The 24410-nt window shown below is 45.2% G+C and carries 25 protein-coding genes, 2 tRNA genes and 1 pseudogene; 10 read left to right on the top strand and 18 right to left on the bottom strand.

The window, feature by feature from the left end:
• The first annotated feature begins 14 nt into the window (after positions 1-14).
• From B6A14_RS03800 to B6A14_RS03785, 4 genes and pseudogenes are all read left to right on the top strand, one after another.
• The gene (locus tag B6A14_RS03800) at positions 15-941 is read left to right on the top strand and encodes a polysaccharide deacetylase family protein (RefSeq protein WP_087909127.1); all 927 of its coding nucleotides are present in this window, start codon (positions 15-17) and stop codon (positions 939-941) included.
• Between the two features lie 31 nt (positions 942-972).
• Positions 973-1440, top strand: coding sequence for a peroxiredoxin (locus tag B6A14_RS03795; protein ID WP_087909126.1), 468 nt, complete (start codon positions 973-975; stop codon positions 1438-1440).
• 233 nt (positions 1441-1673) lie between these two features.
• Positions 1674-3320 carry a PhoH family protein gene (locus B6A14_RS03790; RefSeq protein ID WP_087909125.1) on the top strand — a complete coding sequence of 549 codons (1647 nt, stop codon included), beginning with the start codon at positions 1674-1676 and terminating at the stop codon, positions 3318-3320.
• 103 nt (positions 3321-3423) lie between these two features.
• A pseudogene (locus B6A14_RS03785) lies at positions 3424-3825 on the top strand (C40 family peptidase); the annotation flags it as partial.
• A gap of 8 nt (positions 3826-3833) precedes the next feature.
• Here the strand turns inward: B6A14_RS03785 and B6A14_RS03780 are convergent.
• On the bottom strand, positions 3834-6818 hold the full coding sequence (locus tag B6A14_RS03780; RefSeq protein ID WP_161491103.1) for a beta strand repeat-containing protein: 2985 nt from the start codon (positions 6816-6818) through the stop codon (positions 3834-3836).
• A 217-nt stretch (positions 6819-7035) separates the two neighbouring features.
• Here B6A14_RS03780 and B6A14_RS03775 point away from each other — a divergent pair, with 217 nt between their 5' ends.
• On the top strand, positions 7036-7302 hold the full coding sequence (locus B6A14_RS03775; protein ID WP_087909122.1) for a hypothetical protein: 267 nt from the start codon (positions 7036-7038) through the stop codon (positions 7300-7302).
• Between the two features lie 98 nt (positions 7303-7400).
• On the opposite strand, the gene dnaB is transcribed toward B6A14_RS03775, so the two are convergent.
• From dnaB to B6A14_RS03745, 6 genes are all read right to left on the bottom strand, one after another.
• Entirely contained in the window at positions 7401-9851 is a 2451-nt protein-coding gene (gene dnaB, locus B6A14_RS03770) for a replicative DNA helicase (RefSeq protein WP_407947032.1), read from the bottom strand.
• Between the two features lie 69 nt (positions 9852-9920).
• Positions 9921-10373: a 50S ribosomal protein L9 gene (rplI, locus tag B6A14_RS03765; protein WP_087909120.1), complete on the bottom strand. Its 453-nt coding sequence runs from the start codon at positions 10371-10373 to the stop codon at positions 9921-9923.
• 13 nt (positions 10374-10386) lie between these two features.
• The gene (rpsR, locus tag B6A14_RS03760; protein ID WP_028819198.1) at positions 10387-10659 is read right to left on the bottom strand and encodes a 30S ribosomal protein S18; all 273 of its coding nucleotides are present in this window, start codon (positions 10657-10659) and stop codon (positions 10387-10389) included.
• 13 nt (positions 10660-10672) lie between these two features.
• The gene (gene priB / locus B6A14_RS03755) at positions 10673-10966 is read right to left on the bottom strand and encodes a primosomal replication protein N (protein WP_087909119.1); all 294 of its coding nucleotides are present in this window, start codon (positions 10964-10966) and stop codon (positions 10673-10675) included.
• A 59-nt stretch (positions 10967-11025) separates the two neighbouring features.
• Positions 11026-11400 (bottom strand): 30S ribosomal protein S6, encoded by a 375-nt coding sequence (rpsF, locus tag B6A14_RS03750; RefSeq protein ID WP_087909118.1) that lies wholly within the window; start codon positions 11398-11400, stop codon positions 11026-11028.
• 134 nt (positions 11401-11534) lie between these two features.
• Positions 11535-12611: an asparaginase gene (locus B6A14_RS03745; RefSeq protein WP_087909117.1), complete on the bottom strand. Its 1077-nt coding sequence runs from the start codon at positions 12609-12611 to the stop codon at positions 11535-11537.
• A gap of 63 nt (positions 12612-12674) precedes the next feature.
• Here B6A14_RS03745 and lexA point away from each other — a divergent pair, with 63 nt between their 5' ends.
• Positions 12675-13394, top strand: a complete 720-nt coding sequence (gene lexA / locus B6A14_RS03740) for a transcriptional repressor LexA (RefSeq protein WP_087909116.1) — start codon at positions 12675-12677, stop codon at positions 13392-13394.
• 61 nt (positions 13395-13455) lie between these two features.
• Here the strand turns inward: lexA and B6A14_RS03735 are convergent, their stop codons facing one another.
• From B6A14_RS03735 to uvrC, 5 genes are all read right to left on the bottom strand, one after another.
• Positions 13456-13917, bottom strand: a complete 462-nt coding sequence (locus B6A14_RS03735; RefSeq protein WP_087909115.1) for a hypothetical protein — start codon at positions 13915-13917, stop codon at positions 13456-13458.
• Positions 13918-14002: 85 nt separating this feature from the next.
• Positions 14003-14076, bottom strand: a tRNA-Cys gene (locus B6A14_RS03730).
• 51 nt (positions 14077-14127) lie between these two features.
• Positions 14128-14203: transfer RNA gene (locus B6A14_RS03725), tRNA-Gly, on the bottom strand.
• 116 nt (positions 14204-14319) lie between these two features.
• On the bottom strand, positions 14320-14895 hold the full coding sequence (pgsA, locus tag B6A14_RS03720; RefSeq protein WP_087909114.1) for a CDP-diacylglycerol--glycerol-3-phosphate 3-phosphatidyltransferase: 576 nt from the start codon (positions 14893-14895) through the stop codon (positions 14320-14322).
• 34 nt (positions 14896-14929) lie between these two features.
• Positions 14930-16852 carry an excinuclease ABC subunit UvrC gene (uvrC, locus tag B6A14_RS03715; protein WP_087909113.1) on the bottom strand — a complete coding sequence of 641 codons (1923 nt, stop codon included), beginning with the start codon at positions 16850-16852 and terminating at the stop codon, positions 14930-14932.
• Between uvrC and earP the strand changes: the two genes are divergently transcribed.
• The 4 genes from earP (at position 16851) to B6A14_RS03695 (ending at position 19691) form a co-directional block, all read left to right on the top strand.
• Entirely contained in the window at positions 16851-17921 is a 1071-nt protein-coding gene (gene earP / locus B6A14_RS03710) for an elongation factor P maturation arginine rhamnosyltransferase EarP (protein ID WP_087909112.1), read from the top strand. The genes uvrC and earP overlap by 2 nt on opposite strands.
• An 86-nt stretch (positions 17922-18007) precedes the next feature.
• On the top strand, positions 18008-18568 hold the full coding sequence (gene efp / locus B6A14_RS03705) for an elongation factor P (RefSeq protein WP_087909111.1): 561 nt from the start codon (positions 18008-18010) through the stop codon (positions 18566-18568).
• An 87-nt stretch (positions 18569-18655) separates the two neighbouring features.
• Positions 18656-18973 carry a GNAT family N-acetyltransferase gene (locus tag B6A14_RS03700; RefSeq protein ID WP_087909110.1) on the top strand — a complete coding sequence of 106 codons (318 nt, stop codon included), beginning with the start codon at positions 18656-18658 and terminating at the stop codon, positions 18971-18973.
• 43 nt (positions 18974-19016) lie between these two features.
• A complete protein-coding gene (locus tag B6A14_RS03695) occupies positions 19017-19691 on the top strand; it encodes a hypothetical protein (RefSeq protein ID WP_129560405.1) in 675 nt (224 codons plus the stop codon).
• Here the strand turns inward: B6A14_RS03695 and nagZ are convergent.
• From nagZ to rnc, 6 genes are read right to left on the bottom strand one after another with little or no spacing between them, the layout of a single operon-like run.
• Positions 19666-20742 (bottom strand): beta-N-acetylhexosaminidase, encoded by a 1077-nt coding sequence (gene nagZ / locus B6A14_RS03690; protein WP_087909202.1) that lies wholly within the window; start codon positions 20740-20742, stop codon positions 19666-19668. The genes B6A14_RS03695 and nagZ overlap by 26 nt on opposite strands.
• Before the next feature lie 34 nt (positions 20743-20776).
• Positions 20777-21169 (bottom strand): holo-ACP synthase, encoded by a 393-nt coding sequence (gene acpS, locus B6A14_RS03685; RefSeq protein WP_087909108.1) that lies wholly within the window; start codon positions 21167-21169, stop codon positions 20777-20779.
• Positions 21170-21183: 14 nt separating this feature from the next.
• Positions 21184-21924 carry a pyridoxine 5'-phosphate synthase gene (gene pdxJ, locus B6A14_RS03680; protein ID WP_087909107.1) on the bottom strand — a complete coding sequence of 247 codons (741 nt, stop codon included), beginning with the start codon at positions 21922-21924 and terminating at the stop codon, positions 21184-21186.
• A 12-nt stretch (positions 21925-21936) separates the two neighbouring features.
• The gene (recO, locus tag B6A14_RS03675; protein ID WP_087909106.1) at positions 21937-22671 is read right to left on the bottom strand and encodes a DNA repair protein RecO; all 735 of its coding nucleotides are present in this window, start codon (positions 22669-22671) and stop codon (positions 21937-21939) included.
• Positions 22672-22677: 6 nt separating this feature from the next.
• On the bottom strand, positions 22678-23571 hold the full coding sequence (gene era / locus B6A14_RS03670) for a GTPase Era (RefSeq protein ID WP_236635658.1): 894 nt from the start codon (positions 23569-23571) through the stop codon (positions 22678-22680).
• Between the two features lie 44 nt (positions 23572-23615).
• On the bottom strand, positions 23616-24407 hold the full coding sequence (gene rnc, locus B6A14_RS03665; protein WP_087909104.1) for a ribonuclease III: 792 nt from the start codon (positions 24405-24407) through the stop codon (positions 23616-23618).
• Positions 24408-24410: the final 3 nt, after the last annotated feature.

The following is a 24410-nucleotide window of genomic DNA, read 5'->3' as shown; positions in this document are numbered from 1 at the left end:
AAGTTCAAGGGTTCATGGCTAAGATTGCTCTCAAGGTAGACGTTGACACCTTACGCGGCACTAAAGAAGGTGTACCCAATTTAGCCCGTGCCCTAGAGCGTTTTGGCCTGAAGGCCACTTTCTTATTTAGTCTTGGCCCTGACCATACTGGCTGGGCACTCAAGCGAGTCTTTCGTCCGGGCTTTCTGAAAAAAGTCAGCCGCACTTCCGTCGTAGAACACTACGGAATTAAGACACTGCTCTATGGAGTTCTCATCCCCGGACCCGATATTGGCAAGAAAGCCGCAGCAGAAATGCGCGCGATTGACAAAGCCGGCCATGAAACTGGCATTCATACCTGGGACCATGTTGCCTGGCAAGACGCAGTCCGCACTCAAGATTCTCAATGGACTAAAGCGATGATGCAAAAAAGCTGGGATCGCTTTATAGAAATTTTTGGTCATCCACCAGTAACTTATGGCGCTGCTGGTTGGCAAATGAATGAAGCTGCGTTTGAACAACTTGATCAATGGGGTATTACTTACTCCTCAGATGGCAGAGCCGAGCCAAATCTAGTGCCTTATCGATTGGCCTTGCTATCGGGTAAAGCGAAGCATGTGCAATACCCAACTACACTGCCGACTTTTGATGAATTGATTGGCATCGATGGCGCAGATGAGTTTGGTGCAGTTAAAAAACTCCTAGAAATCACTCAAAGTAACCCCAATGATCAAGTCTTCACTCTACATGCAGAGCTTGAGGGCCAGAAGCTATTGCCAGCATTTGAACAGCTATTGGCTGGATGGCTAAATCAAGGCCACGACCTAGTCACCATGGGCGAGCTACACCAATCTTGGAAGGCCACCAATCAACTCGATAAAATAGCCGTACTGCCACTGACTTGGGGCGAGATACCCAATCGCAGTGGTGAATTAATTATTCAGAATCATGCAGTAAATTAATAAAACCTAGAGACAATAACAAAGGATCATCATGACAGTAGCTATCGGTCAATCTATGCCTCAGTGCGCTATTCCTGCAACATCGGGGCTGACCTTTTCTCCAGTTTCAGCTGAAGGTAAAAAGTTGGTTCTTTACTTTTATCCAAAAGATATGACTCCTGGCTGCACAGCCGAGTCCGGTGAATTTCGTGACAATATTGAGGCATTCACGAAAGCCAATACTCTAGTGGTAGGGGTTTCCCGAGATAGCCTCAAGTCACATGACAACTTCCGCAGCAAATTACAACTTCCTTTTGAGCTTGTTGCCGACACTGAAGAAAAACTCTGTCAGATCTTTGGGGTCATGAAAATGAAGAATATGTACGGCAAGCAAGTCCGCGGCGTTGAGCGCAGCACCTTCCTATTTGACTCCTCTGGCAAGCTTGTTAAAGAGTGGCGCGGCCTCAAGGTACCAGGCCATGTGACAGAGGTATTACAGGCAGCCCAAGCCACTAAATAATTTTTGCAAAAATTTGTTCTGAGGTGCTTGCAAACCCCAAAATTTGGGGTAAAGTAAAGTCATATGCACCGTAAACGACGGGAAAGTCTGACAATCCGTTTGAATCAGAAACCTGAATATTTCAGAACAGGTTCGGAGAGTAACCCCCTCCGTTTTTTAGTCCCAGCTGCAACTAGTTTCGTAATAAACCGTCAATGCACTCCGCTTGGCGGTTTTTTCTTTTAGGAGAGTCCATGCCACTGCCACCCATCCCAACTCAAATTGCTGATCAAGTAAAACTCAGCCGCAAAGACACTCCAGATTTAAAGAAACGTCCCGCACCAGCAAAACCAGTAGTGATGGAAGCCTCTAATTGGACTAATGATGCAGAAGAGGATTTATCTGCAGCAGAGCTAGCCCTTGAGAAAATTAAAGCTGATCGTGTGCCTGCTCGGAATGAGCATAAGGCTGCTGCGCCAGCTAAACCGAAGCGTGTCATTCGCACTGGACCTCCAAGCTTATTCGTATTAGATACGAACGTGCTCATGCATGATCCTAGCTCTTTATTCCGCTTCTCAGAACATGATCTTTTCTTACCAATGACCACGCTTGAAGAGCTGGACAACCATAAGAAAGGGATGACTGAGGTAGCCCGTAACGCTCGTACTGTCAGCCGGTCTTTAGATCAATTGGTTGCCGGTACCAGTGGCACCTTAGATGAAGGTATTCCACTGAATAAGCTTGGTAATCAAGATGTTTCAGGTCGCCTCTTCTTCCAAACCAAGCTATCTACCCAAGCATTGCCGGAAGGTCTTCCTGAGGGTAAGGGCGACAACATGATTTTGGCAGTAGTGAGCGAGCTACAAAAGACTCGCAATGGCCAAGAAGTCGTTCTGGTATCCAAAGACATCAACATGCGCATCAAAGCACGTGCATTAGGTTTGCCTGCCGAAGATTATTTCAATGACCAAGTATTAGAAGATCGTGACTTGATGTATTCCGGAGTTATGGCCTTATCTGCAGACTTCTGGCCAAAGCATGGCAAGGATATGGAAAGTTGGTCAGACTCTAAGTCTGGCACGATGTTCTATAGAGTCACTGGCCCTGCTGTGCCAAGCATGTTGGTCAATCAATTTGTGTATCAAGAGAATCCTGACGGTTCAACACCTTTTTATGCACACGTCAGAGAAATCAATGGCAAAACCGCCCTCTTACAAACTCTACGGGATTTCTCACACCAGAAAAATAATGTGTGGAGCGTAACAGCACGTAACCGTGAGCAAAACTTCGCAATGAACTTGCTCATGAATCCAGATGTCGACTTTGTCACGCTATTGGGTCAAGCGGGGACTGGCAAGACCCTCTTGGCTTTGGCAGCAGGCCTTGAACAAGTCCTTGATAGCAAGCGCTATAACGAGATCATCATTACCCGCGCCACTGTTCCTGTTGGTGAAGACATTGGCTTCCTACCAGGAACTGAAGAAGAGAAGATGCAGCCATGGATGGGCGCATTTGATGACAACCTCGAAGTTTTGCAACGTAATGATGATGCTGGTGAATGGGGTCGCGCAGCAACTCAAGAACTTATCCGCTCACGTATCAAAGTGAAAAGCATGAACTTTATGCGCGGTAGAACTTTTGTTAGTAAGTTCGTGATCATTGATGAAGCGCAGAACTTAACACCAAAGCAAATGAAGACCTTAGTAACTCGTGCGGGCCCAGGAACTAAAATTGTTTGCTTGGGTAATATTGCGCAGATTGATACGCCTTACTTAACTGAAGGCTCATCTGGTCTAACCTATGTCGTTGATCGTTTTAAAGGCTGGCGCCATGGTGGCCACGTTACCCTGGCACGCGGTGAGCGTTCACGTCTTGCGGATCATGCTGCTGACGCACTCTAAGCAATCCCTCTCATGCCGCACTCTTGTTGGGTGCGGCATTTTTATTTGTGTCTTAGCAATCACTGGATGCAGTACCCTTGGCACTAAATCCAGCACCTCTAAAGTGACGCAATTTAAGCAAGATACTAGCGTAGGCACGGAAGATATTTCTATTGCGGCAGTTGGTTTGGTGGATGTGCCCTATCGCTACGGTGGCAATAACCCAAAAGGTGGATTTGATTGCAGCGGCCTAATCGTCTATGTCTATAACAAAGCGGCTGGTGTCAAATTACCTCGCACGATTCAACTCATGAGCACTAAAGGCAAAAGCATAGAAGGCCAACCTCCTGCTCCAGGGGACCTAGTGTTCTTCAATACCACTGGTGAAAAATATTCCCATGCAGGGATCTACGTCGGGCAGGGCAGATTTGTTCATGCCCCAAGTGCGGGTGGAACGGTAAGACTAGACTACATTACCTCGCCCTATTGGGCCGCTAAATTTACTGAGGCACGTCGAATAGCGCCTTAATAAGATTAGAAGCCAATCGTATAAGTTGCCAGCGCCGTAGTTGTATTGGTGGCAATAAATGGTTGCTGCTGCCACAATACATTTAAGCCCAAACGTTCACGCTTATTAATCTCGTATATCAGACCGGCAGTAGCTGTTGCCATTGAGCTCACATTGCCCGGCATGGCAACACTAAAACTTTCGAGGCCAACAATTGCGCTTGTCGCTTGATAATTCGACATTGAGTATTTTAGGTTCTGCTGAATTCCGATGGAAGCTGTGCCAGTGAGATTCTCTGCCAATCCAACACGAAATCCAATGCCGCCAATTGCGGAGAAGGTGTTTTGTGTCATTGAATTATATGAAATTGGCAGCGTAACACTCGCGCTACTATTTTCTGTATACGCACTGGTATTCACTCGGGTATATCGCAGTCCAACATAGGGCAAGACTGAAAAAGAATCCGTTACCGGTTGATGATAATTTGCAGTCAATTGATAGCCCTGACCAGTAAATTGAGTCGCGCCAGCGCCTGCTTCAGTGTTAGATAACTGAGTTCGAGTGATATTTAAGGTGCTTGAAGAAGCAACGCCAGATGCCTGAATTCCAAGTCCTGTTTCATCTGGATTCATATACCATTTCGCAAAAAGGCCCCACATCGGAGTTACGTTACTTTGGCTAAATCCTGAGGGCATGCTATTGCTAATCGACTGGTCGGCAAACGCTCCAATACGAAAGTTTTTAGAGGGTTTATAGCCAACAATCACTAAACCAGCTTGCTGATTAGCTGATGGCGATGGACCTGCATAGGCGTAACGACCACCAACACTGATACAAAGATTATTTTTATCATAAATACTACAGTCATATGTCAAAGCTACCTGATAGGCGGCAACTTGTTGGTTATAGATATTAGCTAAGCCAGCTGCATTAATTTGTACTGATTGAACCGTATTTGCAGTATCCACTTCAGTAAAAGATGAATCCAGCAGAAGGTAGACATCACTTCCATCGTAAGTCAAACGATAATTGGACAATGCTGTATCAAAATCGGAAGTAAAACTCGTAAATGTGCCTGACCGACCTGATGGTGCTGTAGTGATAAGTGTATATCGCCCTGCGTTATAGCGGCCTGGTGTAGCGTTCACATATAAGTTGCCCGACAAACTCGCCGTTCCAGTAATTACTAACTTTTCAACATTGGAAGTAGTAAGCCCCATCTTTAATGTACCGGTACTTGATTGAACATAATTTCCGGCTAGATTGGTATTAGTAGTTTTTTGTTGAATATCAAAGGTACCGTTATTTACCACTGGTCTTGAGTTGGCAATTGAGCCCGAATTAGCCAAAGCCAATGCGCTACCAATACCAATCGTTGTTTGACCTGAGTAAGTATTTTCGCCAGATAGCGTTACGACGCCACCGCCCAGAATATCTAGAGTGCCCGTTCCACTCATAACACCCGAATATGAGCCGCTTGTGCTTTGATTGAACTGCAGCGCTGCATTATTAAGAATATCGCCTTGCAAGCTGGTGGTATTGCCGACTAAGGTGCCAGCAGATACCGTAGTACCGCCAGTGTAGGCATTGGCTCCTGAGAGGGTCAAGACACCTAAACCAGATTTTGTTACGCTACCTGTACCCGAAATATTTCCTGTTAATCCAAGATCATTACTATTAGTATTAATTGTGCTCGGGCCCGTAACACTAATATTATTAGCCAGGGTGACAGCTGAAGCAGCCTGAAGAATAGTGCCTCCCGCCATTGCCAAGTCACCAGTTCCTAGAGCAGCATTGTTACCTACAGCAATGCTGCCAGCAATGATAGAGGTGCCACCTGTGTAAGTATTGGCACCAGATAGCGTCAAAACTCCATCGCCAGTCTTTGTAATGCTGGATGCTATAACCGGAGAAACTTGATCCTTTACGACTGCATTAATAGTTAATGACGATGTTGCATCAACAGCTACTTGACCAGAAACTAGTTCGTATCCTTCTGAACTATTCATCGTAACACTTGAACTATTAGTTGAATTGACAATATTTAAACCGGTGATTGCATTATTAAAGCCACTATTAGAATAACCGTTAAATGTTAGAGTCTCTCTTGTGCTGGCAACATTAAAGGCAATGCCACCATTAATTACAGAGCCATTATTAATAACGAGAGTATTAAATGTACCCGTAGGTAATGCTCCCCCAAAATTAATAGCAAGCCCAGAAGTGGTGCCAATAGTTCCAGAGTTCGTGATACTTGCTGCACCAGAAATATTCACTCCATTTGCCCCGGCACCTGAAGCTGTAATTGTTCCGCTATTAGTAATGCCTACAGCATTCCTAGTGCTAGTAATATTGATAGCATGTGCGGCACCTCCTGAAGTAATGATAGTTCCAGAGTTATCCACCGTATTCGTGCCAGCTACCGAGCTAAATTCAATGCCATATGCACTCCCAGAGCCAGAAGTTGTTAAAGAACCAGTATTTACAATTGAATTAACAACTGAAGAGCCTGTTGATCCTGACATAAGACTAATTGCAGCTGCAGAATTACCATACGTAGTTACGGATCCTATATTTGTTATTGTATTTCCAGTTGAACCACTGTTGGTTGGTGCCACATAAATACCATTTGCATTAGTGCCTCGAGTAATAATTTCACCAGTTAACTCATTAATTACCGTATTACCACCAGTACTTGAGCGACCGTTTGCGCCAAAAGATATGCCATACCCATTTGTAAAGCTATTAGAGTTTAACGTTCCGTAATTTGTGACAGTATTGCCACTAGCCAAACCAACTGGGGAACCTGATAACTGTATCGTTGTGTATTGGGTAATTGTTACAGTATTGTTATCGTTAGTAGTGCCCGAAACATTTATCGGCGTACTAATGGCTGTTGACGAAGATTGAGGCGATCCCACAGTTGAGGCAGAACTGCAATTTACCGTTTGATTGCCGCCAATAAATCCCGATGGGCACCCGGCTGGTTGCGCAAATACTAGATTTGACACAATAAAACCAAGAATAATAAAGCTTAAAAAATAAATACGAATTTTAAGAATGGGCATTGGCGCGCAAATAATTAAGGGCAATAAGGTAGTAGTGATAATTATCCTTATAGGTAATATCAATTAACCTTAGGGCTAATACCTAACTAGAATTATTCATTAATAATCGTTTTAAGCTTAATTAGAAGCTATAGTAATTACATCAACCAGGAGAATTCATATGAAAAAAATTATCATTGCCTTAAGTATTGCGCTAAGTTTTGTACTTCCTTCTTATGCATTTGCAGATCAAGCCGCTTGTGAAGCTAAAGCAGTTAGCAAGGAAGGCAAGCCACTTTATGGGGCAGCTAAAGACGCCTCAATTAAAAAATGCATGGGCGATGCGAAGCCAAATGATTGCGAAGCTAAAGCAGTCAGCAAAGATGGTAAGCCTTTGTATGGTGCAGCTAAAGATGCGTCCATTAAAAAATGTATGGGTGGCAAATAAAATTACATTGATCAGTTAAATATATGGTCAGTAAAAAGCCTCGCATCGCGAGGCTTTTTTATCTTTTAGTTGTTAGCCACTGGCTACTTAATTTTTACTTAGAACGGCTCATATCCACCAGAAGAGTATCCAATTGAGCCCATCGCCAAATTATCGAACTTGGTATACGGACCTTGCCAACTTAATCTCACTGTACCAATTGGGCCATTACGCTGCTTACCGATAATGATCTCAGCCATACCCTTATCAGTTGTCGTATCCGGGTGATATACCTCATCACGATAGATAAACATGATTAAGTCAGCATCTTGCTCGATCGCGCCTGACTCACGTAAGTCAGACATGATAGGACGTTTATTAGGACGCTGCTCAAGACCACGATTTAACTGTGAGAGTGCAACGACTGGGCACTGCAATTCTTTTGCGAGAGATTTGAGGGAGCGAGAGATCTCAGAAATCTCCGTTGCCCGATTCTCTGAACCAGAGCCGCTCATCAACTGCAAGTAGTCAATCACCACCAAACCAAGAGTGCCGCCAAAGTTTCTGGCGATACGACGTGCGCGTGCGCGCAACTCTAAACTGGATAAAGAACCAGTCTCATCAATCAAAATCTGGGTATTGCTTAAACGGGCAATGGCATCAGTAACACGTGGCCACTCATCATCTTGCAACTTGCCAGTACGCATACGAGATTGATCAACGCGCCCTACTGAACCCAGAAGACGTGACGCCAATTGCTCGCCTGACATCTCCATAGAGAACACTACGACTGGTAAGCCTTCTGCAAGCGCTACATTTTCAGCAATATTTAGGGCGAATGCAGTGTTATGAGTCACAACGTAATCATTAGTAACATAGGTTCTATCGGGATGACTTACTGAGATACATTGAGCTTGAGCAATTCTAGATGGCTCAATGCTTTTGAAGGTCAATCTACGTTGTCGATCCCAGCTTAACCTTAATCTTTCTTTCTTTTCAGGCAAAGTGAAAGCTTCAAATCCTGAACTAAAGCTCATATTCAAAACATAACATAAACGGCCTTGCTTCTTTTCGCCCTTATAGGTGTAGCTAGACTGTTTATGCGCTATTGAGCAAAAACCACCCAATGATCTAGCTAAAGATGCAACGTCTTCAGACAATTGTTTGCTGACAGTGCAATAGCGAATGGAACCCCACTTTTCAATCCAACCATCAGTGTCCATCAGGCCTTGGAACAATGCGAGACGAGAATTCTTATTGGCCTCAAGATAAGTAGCGGGAATAAATTTATCAAAACTTCTGCAACCCAGAACACCTATATCTTGTAGCGCAGACCTAAAATAATTCTCTGGAACTGCTTGACGCTCTCCATTTACAGCGATTCTGGCTTTAGAGACTAATCTCCAGTCGTACGCATTTGCATGAACCAGCTCCATCTCATAGTTCGCAAGCAAATTCATGCGCTCTACAAGTTCAGGTGACTTAGTTGAAAACATAACTGAACCATGGGATAGCGCTAGAGTGCCATCACCTAGCAATGCTCCTAAAACCCACGGATGAATCGGCAATTCATTCGAGTGACCAAAATCACCTGAGACAGGGTCTATCCATAATCTATTCTTATACCGAACACACTGCAGCATTTCCATTAAGCGAACAGTATTGATAACGCGTGGCTCAGACCAATCTCGATACATCACACGCCATAGGTGCTCATCGCAACACTCAGCAACACGACCATCAGAAAAAGTAACTTCGTATATCTGCTTAATGCCCTGCGGGTAAATACCTGTCACCATGGAATGCTGGCCATCTACAGAAGCGAGACGATCGCCAAAACGCAAATCGCCCATCAACTTCCAACCATCCACCGTTTTCACTTTTGCATCTAGTGGTTGCGCCTTACCCATTGAGGGACGACCAGCAACAATCACTAAATCACCTTTTTGCAGTCCGCTCGTTTGCTTATCTAGATCAATGAACCCTGTGGCAATACCAGTGATATCGCTGCCGCCTTGGCGGTTGTACAACTCATCAATACGAGCAACAACTGAACGCAAGAGTGGTTCGATCTCGAGGTAATCTGCTTTGCGACTACCCTCTTCACCAATTTGCAAGATACGAGACTCTGCTTCATCCAGAAGCGTTCTAACGGAACGACCTTCTGGAACAAAAGCTGAGTTAACAATATTGTCTGAAACTTCAATCAAGCGGCGCAAAATACTGCGATCACGAACAATATCGGCATAACCTTTGATATTCGCAGCACTAGGAGTATTTTGGGCTAATGAGTTGAGGTAATCAACGCTCACTAAATCACCACCCTGCTCAGATTTAATTGCATCATGAACAGTAATGACGTCTGCAGGGTGATTGTCGCCAACTAAACGTGCAACGACCTTGTAGATCAAAGCATGTTCGGGACGATAGAAATCTTTATCGGTTAACACGCCACCTAGACGGTCCCAGGCGGTGTTATCAATTAGTAGACCACCGAGCAATGATTGCTCGGCTTCTACAGAATGCGGCGGAACTTTTAAAGCCTGCACGACTGCATCCCCAGAACCCATCATGCCGGGATTCAGCGTAACGGAACGTGAACGGGATTCAGCCATGAGGCTAGTTTACAGATTTAAAACTTAAGCTTGCTCGCCGACTACACGAATGGTGATATCAGTCACTACATCGGTATGAACCGCAACCGCTACAGGATGATCACCAACCATTTTCAACGGGCCAGTAGGCATACGAATTGAAGACTTCTCAATCGCAAATCCCTTAGCCTTGAGAGCATCAGCAATATCGTGGTTGGTTACGGAACCAAACAAACGACCGTCAACACCTGCTTTTTGACCGATTTCAAGAACCAAGTCCTTAAGCTTTGTACCAACCGCTTGTGCAGCAGCCAATTTCTCAGCGGCTAATTTTTCCAACTCAGCGCGACGAACCGCAAAGTCAGCAATAGCTGCTTCAGTTGCACGACGCGCTTTACGTTGTGGGATTAAGAAGTTACGAGCAAAACCGTCTTTAACGCGTACTACGTCGCCGAGGTTGCCCAAGTTTGTTACTTTTTCTAAAAGAATGATTTGCATTGAGGGCTCCCAATTATTTCTTATGTTGATCGGAGAATGGCAATAAAGCCAAGAAACGAGCACGCTTAATAGCAGTATCTAACTGACGCTGATATTTTGCTTTTGTGCCTGTCAAACGAGCAGGAGTGATCTTGGCGTTCTCGCCAATGAAGTCCTTCAATGTATCTACATCTTTATAGTCGATTTGCTCAACGCCACCAACTGTGAAACGGCAATAACGCTTACGCTTGAACAATGGGTTCTGAGCTGGTTTCTTTTTGAAATCGGGTTTCTTTCCAAACGCCATGATGATTTCCTCTTTAATTTTTCAATTGAATATGGTTAATATGGAAAACCAGTCTTTGATTACGTAGAGTCTTCGGTGCTAAGAACCCTTCAAACACTGCCTCAGTTCCTAAATCCATTTGCTCTAGATCCTTTTGTATCGGACCAATTGCTATGGCTTCAACACTCATCTGAATTTTCCTTGCCACTCCTACCTCGTTTGCCTGGCCGCTATGTTCTAGCTGGCAATGCATCACCGGTATTCCTGCTGGTGTAAATCGAATCGCGTCTTTAGATACCAAGATTGCAGTGAGGGTGAAATGATTCAACGCCGCTCCGCTTCTCTGATACGTTTTCTAGTCTGTGTATTCCTCTTCAAATTTCTAACTTATTCCGCCGCTACAGGAGCTTCGGTTTGAGCTGATTTGCGCGCTTCTTCACGTTGCACTTCTTTCATCATGATGGAAGGCTCTGTTTCAGCTTTCTTAGTCTTGATGATGAGGTGTCGCAAAACAGCATCGTTAAATTTGAACGCATGCTCGAGCTCTTCCAGAGTTTTCTGGTCGCACTCAATGTTCATGCAAACGTAATGGGCTTTAGCAAGTTTGTCGATCATGTAAGCCATCTGACGACGACCCCAATCTTCCATACGATGGATTTTGCCGCCCGCAGCTGCTAATGTAGCTTTGTAGCGATCGATCATCGCAGGCACTTGCTCGCTTTGGTCCGGATGGACGATAAAGACGATTTCATAATGACGCATCTAACACTCCTTAAGGATAAAGTCACCTGGGCGTCTTGCTAACTTTCGATGGTTTTTAAAGTTAGCGCCAGTGTGACAAGGTAGTAACAAATTGTAGGTACTGCTACAACACTTTTAATGCCGCTTTTTAGCGCTTACCTAAACTCAGGCAAGACCGCTATTCTAGCAAAAAAATCCTGCCAAGTCAGGGATTTACCAGTTAATTGAGCCTGTTTTTCAGCATTCAGAGCTAATTGAAGCGCAATTCTGGCTCTGGGGGCAGAAAGAGTACCGGATGCCAAGCATCCGTCTAGATCTTTTTCGGGAATATCACTCAAGGTAGCTCCAGCTCCGGTTCGAGTGGTTCTCACGAGCGCAACACCCTGTTTTACAGCTGCTACCAGAGAATCCTTCCAGGCATCATGCAAGCCACCCATTCCTGATCCAGCGAGGACTAATCCCTTGACCCTAGAATTAAGCCAGATATTAATCGTCTCAGAACGTGCACCCGCATGGCTCGTCAAGATCTCCACCCAAGGCCATTCATCGCCCTTAGGGATAGGCAAATCTTCAGTCCAGGCTGCCTGTTTAGCCTTCACACCCCAAAGCCATGAGGGATTAAATAAGCCAACCGAGCTACTAGGAGAGGCTTGAATCGGTGCGTTCAAAGCTGTGCCATGTCGTTTAGCCAAATCCATCGCCATGCAGCCTCTACCATCCATCACTGCATAAATACCACCAGGGCAATTATCCAAAGGGGTTGATGCCCAGCGAATGGCATCCAATAGGTTAGAGGGGCCATCTGCTTGAGATGCGTTTGATGGCAACATAGCGCCGGTTAAGATCACCCGTTTGCCTAAAATTTGAGCATAATTACCGCAGGTAAGCTGTAAAAAGACGCCTGTCTCTTCAATCGTATCGGTTCCATGAGTAATCACTAACCCCAGAACCTCGGTATTAGCAAGGGAAGCCCTAACAACCTCGCCAAGATTACTTAATAAGCCCTCCGTCAGGTTCCGGCTGTTGATATTGGCTACTTGCTCGGATATAAGCTTGAGACTCTTTGGAACCGCAGATTCGATATGGGTCAGTAAAGACTCCACCTTCAGCTGTCCAGCCTGATATTGCAATGGCTGATCGGCTGGATTTGGGGCTAAACCAGCAATGGTGCCGCCCATTCCCAAAACCAAGATATGGGGTGATTTTTCCAGCGAATTTAGTTTGGAGCTCATTCTTCCATTATCCCCCCAGCAAAAGTGCTTGAATTATCAAATAGTGCTGTATACAATCCCAGTATGGACATAAATACAGTCGATTTTCCAGAGGAGCTGACTGCCCTCCCCAAGCTCACTTCACGCCAGAATGAGATTTTGGAATTAATCACCAAGGCCATCGATGAGAGTGGTTCACCACCTACTCGCGCAGAAATTGCTACTCAACTCGGCTTTGCATCTGCTAATGCCGCTGAAGAGCACCTTCGTGCATTAGCGAAAAAAGGTTACATCGAACTAACGCCTGGTACTTCTCGTGGCATTCGTATTCCACAGCGTTTTAATCAAACGCATCACACCAATAAATATCGTCAGATGTCATTACCATCGGGCGCATTACAACAACTCACTCTTCCGCTCATTGGACGTGTTGCTGCTGGTTCGCCAATCATGGCTGTAGAACATATTGAAAAACAAGTTCCTATTGATCCGAGCTTATTTAGTAAAGGTGCTGACTACTTATTAAAAGTGGTTGGCATGAGCATGCGTGATGCTGGAATTTTGGATGGCGACTATTTAGCTGTTCGCAAAACAACAGAGGTTCGCAATGGCGATATCGTGGTTGCTCGTCTCGATGATGAGGTGACCGTAAAGCGCTGGCAACAAAAGAAAACAGCGAATGGCATGGTGATTGAATTACAAGCCGAGAATCCAGACTTCAAGAACATTCTGGTAGATGGACGTCAGCCCAACTTTGCTATTGAAGGCCAAGCTGTTGGTCTCATTCGGGCCGGAGGGTTGTAAGCCAACCCACATAAAGCAAAAGGCCTCCAGTGGAGGCCTTTTTTAATCGGCGACTAATTGATTACTTGCGGCTTGGTGCAACGACGTTTGCATTCTTTGGCGAGGAGGTAATAGTAATAATCGTTTTTGGTCCAGTCAATGAGCCCTCATTTAATTCAACTGTAGCCGTACGATCACCTTTTGTGAAAACCAAAATACTGGTTTTAGATTTCACTGCACTGACAGTCGTCCATCCTGCACGTGGATACTCAGACTGAAAGAAAGCATAAATATCTGTTGGTGTTTGAACACCAGACAACACTACACGGCCTACCCAGTTATCACCACGACCAATGATTAAGGAATCTGCGCCAATAATTTTTGAGGCGGCTGGCAATGGCATATCGCCTAGCAGCTGAGTCTGAATTTCCTGAACCTCATTAGCAGTCCCAGTAGGAGAGTCTCCAGAGCTGGCACATGCGCCCAATAAAGCAGATAAGAACAATGCGAGTGTTCCGACTTTAAGGGTATGAATATTGATCATTTTTCGCTTTATGTAGTTAATGAGTATTGCTTACATTACTGGAAAGTATTTTAGGGGATGTCCCCATTTCGTCAAGCGAAATTACTGGAGGCGCGTGAGGGAATCGAACCCCCGTACGAAGCTTTGCAGGCTCCTGCCTAACCACTCGGCCAACGCGCCACAGATACTCAAATCAAAAATGGGAAGCTTTTGAGGGCTTCCCATCGAACTTGGAGCGGGAAAGGAGGTTCGAACTCCCGACCTATACCTTGGCAAGGTATCGCTCTACCAGCTGAGCTATTCCCGCATAACAGGGCAGTAGTTTAACAAACAATCCTAGAGAAAGCATTATTGGCCTTGAAAGCCAAAAACAACCTTATTCAAATACGCTCTAAAACCTTATCTAGCTGGGCTTTTTGAGATTTAATCAATTTTGCCTGCCAATTGCGGCAAGGCCTTTTTCATGTAATAGAACATGGACCAAAGCGTTAAAAATGAAGCCACCCAAATTAGCCAAGTGCCGATTCTGGCGCAATCTAGCCATCCAAATAAAGTGTCATTCAGCAGCAAAAATGGAATTGCGACCAACTGTGCGGTTGTTTTTAATTTTCCAACCATGTGCACAGCAACGCTTTTGCCGGCACCCAATAAAGCCATCCACTCTCGCAAAGCAGAGATCGTAATTTCTCGGCCAATGATGATGAGAGCAACCCATACTTGAACGCGATCCATATTCAGCAGGACTAATAGTGCAGCTGCCACAATGAGTTTATCCGCCACTGGATCAAGAAATTGTCCAAAAGCAGATTCTTGATGCATGCGTCTGGCTAAAAATCCATCTAACCAATCTGTGAGCGCAGCAAATACAAAGATGATGGTTGCAATGACATTCTTCTCAAACGGGGTTAACCAGGCACCAGGCAAATAAAAGATTGCCACCAGCAATGGAATTGCTGCAACACGTAACCAGGTTAGGGCAATAGGAAGATTAAACGGCATACGTCAAGCATAAACCAAGTGAGAGACTAATTTACTAATGCAGTTGACGATAAATCTGCTCAGCAAGAGTGAGTGATACCCCTTCTACACTTGCTATCTCTTCAATACTGGCATTGGCAACACCCTTTAGGCCGCCAAAGCGGGCTAATAGCTTTTGACGTCTTTTAGCGCCAATACCTTCGATTTCTTCCAAACGGGATACGGTTCTTGCCTTGGCTCGTTTTGCACGCATGCCTGTAATTGCGAAACGATGAGCCTCGTCACGAATCTGGGCAACTAACAATAATGCAGCACTATCAATACCAAGCTCCAAGGCCGGGCGTCCATCAGCAAAGATCAGTGTCTCAAGGCCAACTTTACGACCTTCGCCTTTAGCTACGCCAACAATCAGGCCCACATCCATGCCGAATTCAGTCAGAACTTGTCTTGCCATCTCCACTTGCCCTTTGCCGCCATCAATCAAAATCACTTGTGGAATTTTGTCTACAGGAAGCTCTTGGAAATTTGCATAGCGTCTTTGCAGTACCTGGCGCATTGCTGCGTAGTCATCACCCGGCGTAATGTCATTGATATTGAAGCGGCGATATTCGCTCGATTGCATTGTATTCTTGGCATACACAACGCACGAAGCTTGAGTGGCCTCACCAGAGGTATGGCTAATATCAAAACACTCGATACGCAATTGCTCAAGAGTTTCTAAATCAAGCGCCAAAATATCTGCCAAAGCACGTGCTCTTGCTAATTGACCACCAGTCTCTACTAAACGCTTCGTTAAAGCGATCTTGGCATTACCTTCAGCCATTGCCAGCCAATGACGACGCTGACCTTGCGGCTGATGCAAGAAGGTAATTTTTCTGCCAGCTTGCGTATTGAGTAAATCGTGCAAATCCTCAGGTGGTTTATCACTTAACTCAGAGACATCGTCACTAATGGATTGCAAGGCATAATTTAGAACTAAGACTGGCGGAATTAAATTCGTTGCTGCACCAGATACTGACTCATCAATCTTTTCTTCTAAATAATGTTGTGCAATAAAAGCTTCCAGAATTTCTGGGGGTGATGGAAGCTCGCCCGAGGTAGTCCGCAATCCCTTAGGGAAGTAAGCCCTATCACCCAGGTGACGTCCGCCACGGATCATTGCCAGGTTCACACAAACCATTCCCTCCATTTGCGCGACAGCAATCACATCTACATCTCCCTCACCTTCGGCGACAGTATCCATAGATTGCTGCTGTAAAACACTTGAAAGATCAGTAATACGATCACGTAGTACTGCCGCCATTTCAAATTCCATGGCTTCACTATGGACATGCATTTCTTTTTCGAGCTCTGACAGTACACGACTATGATCACCCTCCAGAAAGCGCGTTGCCTGAGCCACATCTTGGCCATACTGCTCTACGCTGAGCCTACCAACACAAGGGGCGCTACAGCGATGAATTTGATGCAGTAAACATGGCCGACTTCGATTTTTAAATACAGAGTCTTCACAGGTACGTAGACGAAATACCTTTTGCAAAATCTGCACACTATTACGCACCGCCCAAGAATTCGGAAACGGTCCAAAATAATGATTACGCTTATCCACCCTACCTCGATAAGATGCCAACCTTGGGAACTGATGGCCCGTCAACATTACATAGGGGTAAGACTTATCATCTCTGAACAAAATATTGAATGGCGGAGCCAACTCTTTAATCAGATTGTTCTCTAGAATGAGGGCTTCGGTTTCGGACCGTGTTACTGTTGTTTCGTAGCGGGCAATTTTGCCCACCATGAGTGCTATGCGCGGTGAAAGTTGTTTGCTTTGAAAATAACTGGAGACGCGTTTTTTGAGGTTACGTGCTTTGCCAACATACAGAATATGCCCCGCTTCATCAAAGAAGCGATACACCCCCGGCAATCCGGGTAGCCGTTTAACGTCTTGCTGAAGGTTTTCAAAAGAAGAATTACTCATGCGTTGGGATATTTTCTGCCAAATCGTAGATAACTATGGTGATGCTGGTGTTTGCTGGCGTCTAGCCCGAAGCTTATCAAGTCTTCATGGCCAACAAGTCCGTATTTTCTGTGATGACTTACCAACTCTTAATTTACTCGCTTCTGGCAGCGATGAAGCGCTGGGACACAAAATTGATATCCAACCCTGGGAGGCTAGCTATAGCAATGCCCGTCACCCCGTTGAAACACCAGATGTGGTGATTGAAGCCTTTGGCTGTGATTTACCAGAACGTTATTTGGCTGGACTGTTTATTGCCCCAATCAAACCGATCATCATTAATTTAGAGTATCTCAGTGCTGAACCATGGGTCGCAGAATTTCATGCAAAAGCATCGCCACAATCTCACGGTATTCCTAAGTATTTTTTCTTCCCAGGATTTCAGGAAGATACTGGTGGTTTACTGTTGGATCCGATTCCTTTAGAAGGAGGGCAAGTTGCTCATCTTGTTCCCCAGAGCCTAAAGTCCATCTGGTTAAAACTTAGATCTGGAGCAAAACGGATTAGTGTTTTTTGCTACCCTGGAGCCCCTTTGCGCAAATGGCTTGAGGACTTGGCTAGCATTGATGAGAGTGTCGATGTGCTATTAACTCATGGCCATGCTGAGCTTCTCAACCTCTGTAGTGAAAAAACCATAGCGCTACCCTCAAACATACAACTTCTTTCCATGCCGTTTGTGTCGCAAGATGAATATGACTGGGTGTTATCGCAGTGTGATTTCAATATTGTTCGCGGTGAAGATTCATTTGTTCGCGCTCAACTAGCGGGCAAACCATTTATTTGGCATATCTATCCTCAAGAGGATCGGGCCCATGAGGTTAAATTAGCCGCTTTCTTAGATTTATACCTAGAGAATGCTAGTCAAGAACTCAGATTGGCGACTATTGCTGCCATGACCTGGGCCATGCCCAGTGAGTGGCTTAAATCACTAGAAACATGGGATAGCCACTCCAAGGCTTGGCGTAGCCATATCCTCAAAACACAGGGGGATGGTGGTCTAGCCGCGCGCCTAGTGCGCTTTATAGCCTAAGCCCTGCAGTAAAGGCCTGCGGGCGGTTACAATCTTGTTTTTGATAAAAACCGCAGAAAAATAGCTCTGCACCCAGGAATAGCAAGATGAAAACAGCACAAGAACTCCGCGTTGGTAACGTAGTCATGATCGGCACCGATGCCATGGTCGTTTTAAAAGCAGAATACAGCCGCTCAGGCCGCAACTCATCCGTTGTGAAAATGAAATTTAAGAACTTGTTAACCAGCGCACCAAATGAAGGTGTTTACAAGGCCGATGACAAGTTTGATGTTGTGATCCTCGAGAAAAAAGATTGCACCTACTCTTACTTCGCTGATCCTATGTATGTATTCATGGATGGTGACTACAACCAATACGAAGTTGAAGCTGAATTCATGGGTGATGCATTGAATTACCTCGAAGAAAGCATGCCTTGTGAAGTAGTGTTCTACGAAGGCAAGGCGCTTTCAGTCGCAATGCCAAACTCACTCGTTCGCGAAATCATTTATACAGAGCCAGCAGTAAAAGGTGACACTAGCTCCGGTAAAGTCTTGAAGAACGCAAAACTAGCTACTGGCTATGAATTGCAAGTTCCTTTGTTCTGCAATACTGGCGACAAGATCGAGATCGATACTCGTACTGGTGAATACCGAAGCCGCGCTAACTAATTAAATACTGAGTATCTTGCTCAACACACAAAAGCCCGATTCGCCGGGCTTTTTTATTTCTAAATTTCCCCCCATAATAGATAGACTATGAATGACAATCTTTCCGTAGCAATTACTCGCCTAGAGCTGGCTGATCTACCCCAGTTAATTGACTGTGTTCGTAACTGCTATGGCGAAAGCTACCCCAATACCTTGATGTATGACGTGGAACGACTAGAGGAAGTTATCCAGAAAAAGCTGATGCACTCGGTGGTTGCAAAATTGAATAACGGGAAAATCATCGGACACTGTGCGCTTACGTTTGATGGAGCTCACAACGTCTCTCCAGAAGCTGGAAAGATGATGGTTGATCCCAATTTCAGGGGACACCATATTGCAGAATCCATGGCAAAAAAAGAGAATTGATATAGCCAATGAGCTAGCTTTACCTGGATTTTGGACTGAATGTGTGACTAATCATGTTTATAGTCAGCATGAAATGATTGCATTCAATGCAAAAGAGACTGGATTGTTTATTGGGGATACGCCTGCGACTATTTCCATGAAAGGCTTGGAAAATCATCCAGACACGCGAATGTCTTTATTGGCTTTTTACCTGCCATTACATGATCGTCCGCACACTATTTTTATACCCTCCCAACATACTGAGCATGCAAAGGCTTTAGCTGAAGACTTAAATCTACAGCGCAATATCGTCGTTACCAAAAAAACGGCGAACAGAAATACCACCTTTCATACTGTCATTAACTCCAGCATTCAAACTGCAAATATTTCTATAGATCGTATTGGCGATGACTTAATTCCTGCTGTTAAGCATGAGCTCAGGGAGTTGGAGGCTCTCAATCTAGCCTCTATTTATTTAGACATCCCTATCGAGCAAGAAGCTGCCGCAAATGCCTATCTAGAGCTAGAAAGTATCGGATTTTTCTGGGGATCTTGGATGCCCAACTTCTCGACAGAGGGTGATTCACTGAGACTACAGAAGATATATCAGCCCGTCAATGTAGAAACGATTTTCTGTGCGCGAGCCCAAGGAGATAGCATTAAGCAACATGTCCTCTCCGAATGGGAGAGAGTTACAAAGAATGTACAAGGATTTAATGAATCAAATTCATCTGCTTGAGAAGACCTTTAGCATGTTGATACTGCGCTTCACCTTGTAGCTCATCCCAGGATAAAGCAGCTGACTTTGGCATCAAGCGATTTAGACGCTTAGTAGATTCTGCTTGCTTGGTCTTGGTAACTTTGAGCTTTGCAAGTAATTGATCGGCTAAGTCCGGACGATTACAAATTAGAACAGCGTCACAACCAGCCTCTAGGGCCAACTCAGCGCCCTTCACTACAGAGCCAGCAACACTCGCTCCCTCCATTGAGAGGTCATCGCTAAAGATTACACCCTCAAACCCTAACTCTTGACGCAAGATAGAGTGCAACCAAATCTTAGAAAAGCCTGCGGGATTGCTATCTACCTTCGGATAAATCACATGAGCCGGCATCACTGCTGTCAAACTGAGATCTAACCACTCATATGGCTTGGCATCATTATTCAGAATTTCAGATAGAGAACGTTCATCCACAGGAATTGCTACATGAGAATCAGCTTCTGCCCAACCATGACCCGGAAAATGTTTACCACAGTTGGCCATATCCGCTAAGCGCAAACCTTCGTTCAAGCTTTTTGCCAAGGCAAACACCATTTGCGGGTCGCGACTAAAGGAACGATCGCCAATGACCCCGCTACGACCAAAATCCAGATCAAGCACTGGTGTAAAACTAAAGTCCACACCGCAAGCGCGTAATTCAGTAGCTAGGATATAGCCACAAGCTGTTGCCGCCGCCATAGCCAGCGCAGCAGACTCGGCAGTATGGGTCGAATTACTCTTGACACACCAGAACTCACCCAACTTACGCATTGCTGGAAGATGGGTAAAGCCATCTGTTTTGCAGCGCTGCACCCGACCACCCTCATGATCAATGGAGATCAATACATCAGGACGTAACTTTTTAATATCAGCGGTGAGTTTGGTGAGTTGTTGACGGTTGGCAAAGTTTCTACCAAACAAGATGACGCCGCCAGTTAGGGGATCTAGGATACGACGACGATCTTCGGCATTTAAGGCCTGGCCAAGCACATCCAATGTCACTGGTCCTGGGTTCATGGTGGCTTTACTCATCTCTTCCTCTTGATCAATTCTGTATTTCTGACGATTATTTTTGAGTGACGATGACATGAGCAATTGCCATATCTTGCTCATCACTCACGGTAACGTGTGCTACCCAATTTTTTTCTTCCATAAATTTGGCGAGTGCGCCTAAATATGAAGTTACCGGCTTTCCACTAGGCTCATTTAAGGTTTGTAATGAACGCCATGTCATCGGCATACGCATTCCTAAACCAATTGCTTTGGAGAATGCTTCTTTAGCAGCAAAGCGGGTTGCTAAGAACGCAATACCCCGCTTGTGATTTCTAGCAAGGCGATGTTTAAAGACTAACATCTCATCAGGGCCTAAAATTCTCTCGGCTAAGCGCCCATTGGTCCGGTCATAAGCAGCTTGTAAGCGCTCAATCTGTAGGATATCTGTACCAATACCAATGATCATTTGTAGTGTTTGCTTTATGCGTTTTTTCGACCCTGAGTCATCAGAGTCTTCATATCGATAATTGCTTTTTGCCAGCCCTTAAATACTGCCTCAGCAACAATGGCATGACCTATATTGAGTTCAGATAATTCGGCGATAGCAGCAATGGGCATAACGTTACCTTCATGCAAACCATGACCAGCATTCACTCTCAAGCCAATGCTCTTTCCAAACTGAGCCGCTTTACGAATACGCTCCAACTCTTTTGCCTGATCTGAACCAGATAAATCCGCATAACGTCCAGTATGCAACTCCACCACTGTAGCGCCAGTATCTTTTGCAGCTTGTAATTGCTTTTCTTCAGGATCAATGAACAGCGATACCCGAATACCCGCATCTTGCAATTGCTTAGTGGCTGCTTTGACGGAAGAAAAGTGGCCGATAACATCCAATCCGCCTTCAGTTGTAACTTCTTCACGCTTCTCAGGCACCAAGCACACATCGTGTGGTTTTACCTGACAAGCGATATTCAGCATTTCAGGAGTCACTGCACACTCGAGGTTCATCCGCGTTTTAATGAGCGGGCGTAATGCCAGTAAATCAGCGTCTTTAATATGTCGACGATCTTCGCGCAAATGCAGAGTAATTAAATCAGCGCCTGCGTCCTCTGCGAGCATTGCAGCCTTAATCGGATCTGGATAGACTGTCCCACGGGCATTGCGCAAGGTAGCGACGTGATCGATATTGATGCCGAGTTCTAGTGCTTGGGTTGTCATAACTGTAGATTACTAGATTTTTTTGAGATCAATCAGAATTTGTCTAGTGGTCAAAACCTGATCTTGTAAGTGCAAGCCAAGCAGGAAACGCATCAACTGCTTACTCTCAGACAAGGTTTCTGGGTCTGAAAAATCCCCGGCTGCAATTGCAAGCAGTGATTTACCAGTCAACACTGGCCAATGTCCGGGATCATCGCCTTGCGCCGGGCGAACACCGCGTTCAGGCTGATAGACATACTGAGTCTTAGCATCTGGGAACTCGTTAGTCTCAACACAGCGGTCCAAGGCGGCTGCATAGCCCGTCTCCTGCAAGAGTGATAACTCAAATGGGCGCAGAATTTCTTCTAGGCCTTTGGATTCAAATTCCAGGTTCGATAAGGAATTAATGGTCTCTGTATAGCGATCGTAGAGTTTTTCGTAATCGTCTTCACGCGCCAAGAACTTGACTAGCAGCTCATTGAGATAGAAACCACAAAGTAGTGCATCGCCAACTAAGGAAGGCATACCACCTACCCACTCGGATTTTGTAAGAGTGCGCAACTCTGACTTACCGCTCCAAGAAACTAGTAGCGGTTGAAAACGTTGTAGCACAGGACGTAATGTAGAGTGTGGACGCTTTGCACCTTTAGCAATCAAGGCCATACGGCCATACTGCCGAGTAAAAACATCCAGAATTAAGCTTGTCTCTTTATAGGGAATGCTATGCAATACAAAAGCAGGCTCGTCAGCAACGCGAATCGAGGCCATGAGAACTTATTCCAGACCCTGCGCCCGCAATTCAGCGCGATCATCTGCCCAACCACGCTTCACCTTGACCCAAGTCTCTAAAAAGACCTTGCCGTCAAAGAGCTTTTCCATATCAATCCGCGCATCCGTGGAGATCTTTTTAAGACGCTCGCCTTTTTGACCAATAATCATGGCTTTATGGCTATCGCGATCCACCAAAATGGTTGCAGCAATGCGGCGCATCTTGCCATCCATCTTGAATTGATCAATTACCACTGTAGAGGTGTAAGGCAACTCTTCGCCTGTAAAACGAAAGACCTTCTCTCGCAGAATTTCAGCAGCAAGAAAGCGCTCACTACGGTCGGTGATGGTGTCGCCATCGTAGACAGCCTCTGCTTCAGGCAGATAACCCTCTAATACATCTAAGAGTCTTTGTACGTCACCAGGACTTTTAGCGCTCATCGGCACAATTTCTGCAAACTCACACTTCTGATCTTCGTGGCCGCCCAGCTCGCTCCATGGTCGCGCCATGTCTTTTATAAAATTAAGTAATGCCTGATCGCGTTCGGAAGGGGTCTGAAAACGACTATTAAAAAGATCGAGCTTATTGAGAACCAGTACTACCGGCAAATCCTCAGGCAGTAGTTTTAAAACTTTCTTATCATCTTCACCAAAATAACCCGCCTCAACTACAAAGCAAGCGACATTAACGTCTTGTAGAGCAGTTGTCACTGTGCGGTTTAGTGCTTTGTTCAGCGTATTCATCAAACGCGTCTGAAAGCCTGGCGTATCAATAAAAATAAATTGCGCCTCTTCACGATTCTGAATCCCCAAAATACGATGACGAGTGGTTTGCGCCTTACGAGAGGTAATGCTGATCTTTTGACCAACCAAGGCATTTAGCAGTGTTGATTTGCCCATATTGGGACGCCCAACAATGGCGATAGTGCCGCATCTAAACACGATTAGCCCTTCAGCTTAAGATTTAACTGCTCTTCGGTCACTTCTTTTTTGGCTGCTTTTTTCTTAGCCGACCGGGTTTTCTTGGGTTTACGAGACTCTTGTGGCAATGCTTTGAGCACTGCTAGTAAAGCAGTCTTAGCAGCAGATTGCTCTGCAGCTCGGCGTGAGGCGCCCTCACCTTTAACCGAAACTTTCAAACTCGGAATCAAGCATTCCACTTCAAATTGCTGGTTATGCGCTGCGCCAGTGGTGCCAGTAACGTTATAAGTCGGCAAAGGTAATTGATAGCTTTGCAAACATTCTTGCAAGAGTGTTTTATCGTCTTTACCTAAAGTTTTTGGATCAACTTGTGCCAGGATTGCAGAATAGAGTTTGCGCAAGCATATTTTTGCTGCATCAAATCCGCCATCTAAAAAGATTGCGCCAGTAACTGCCTCTAAAGTATCCGCCAGGATTGAAGGGCGGCGAAAGCCACCACTCTTGAGCTCACCCTCGCCCAAACGGAGATAGTCAGAGAGAGACAAAGTTTGCGCAATCTCATATAAAGCCTGTTGCTTCACGAGATTAGCGCGCACACGAGAAAGATCGCCCTCATCTAAATCGGAATAACGCTCGTAAAGTAAATCAGCTACTACGCAATTGAGAATGGAGTCGCCTAAGAACTCCAAGCGCTCGTTATTCTTTTTGCTATGACTGCGGTGAGTCAAGGCTTGATTCAAAAGCTCAGGCTTCTTAAAGGTATAGCCAAGATGCTCTTGCAATGGTGCGGTTTCGATAACGGCGCGCGCGTTCATGAT

The sequence above is a fragment of the Polynucleobacter hirudinilacicola genome, from assembly GCF_002192535.1.
In the GTDB taxonomy this organism is placed as follows: Bacteria; Pseudomonadota; Gammaproteobacteria; order Burkholderiales; family Burkholderiaceae; genus Polynucleobacter; species Polynucleobacter hirudinilacicola.
Note: the sequence above shows the minus strand (reverse complement) of the source record. Positions and strands in the feature narration are given on the sequence as shown.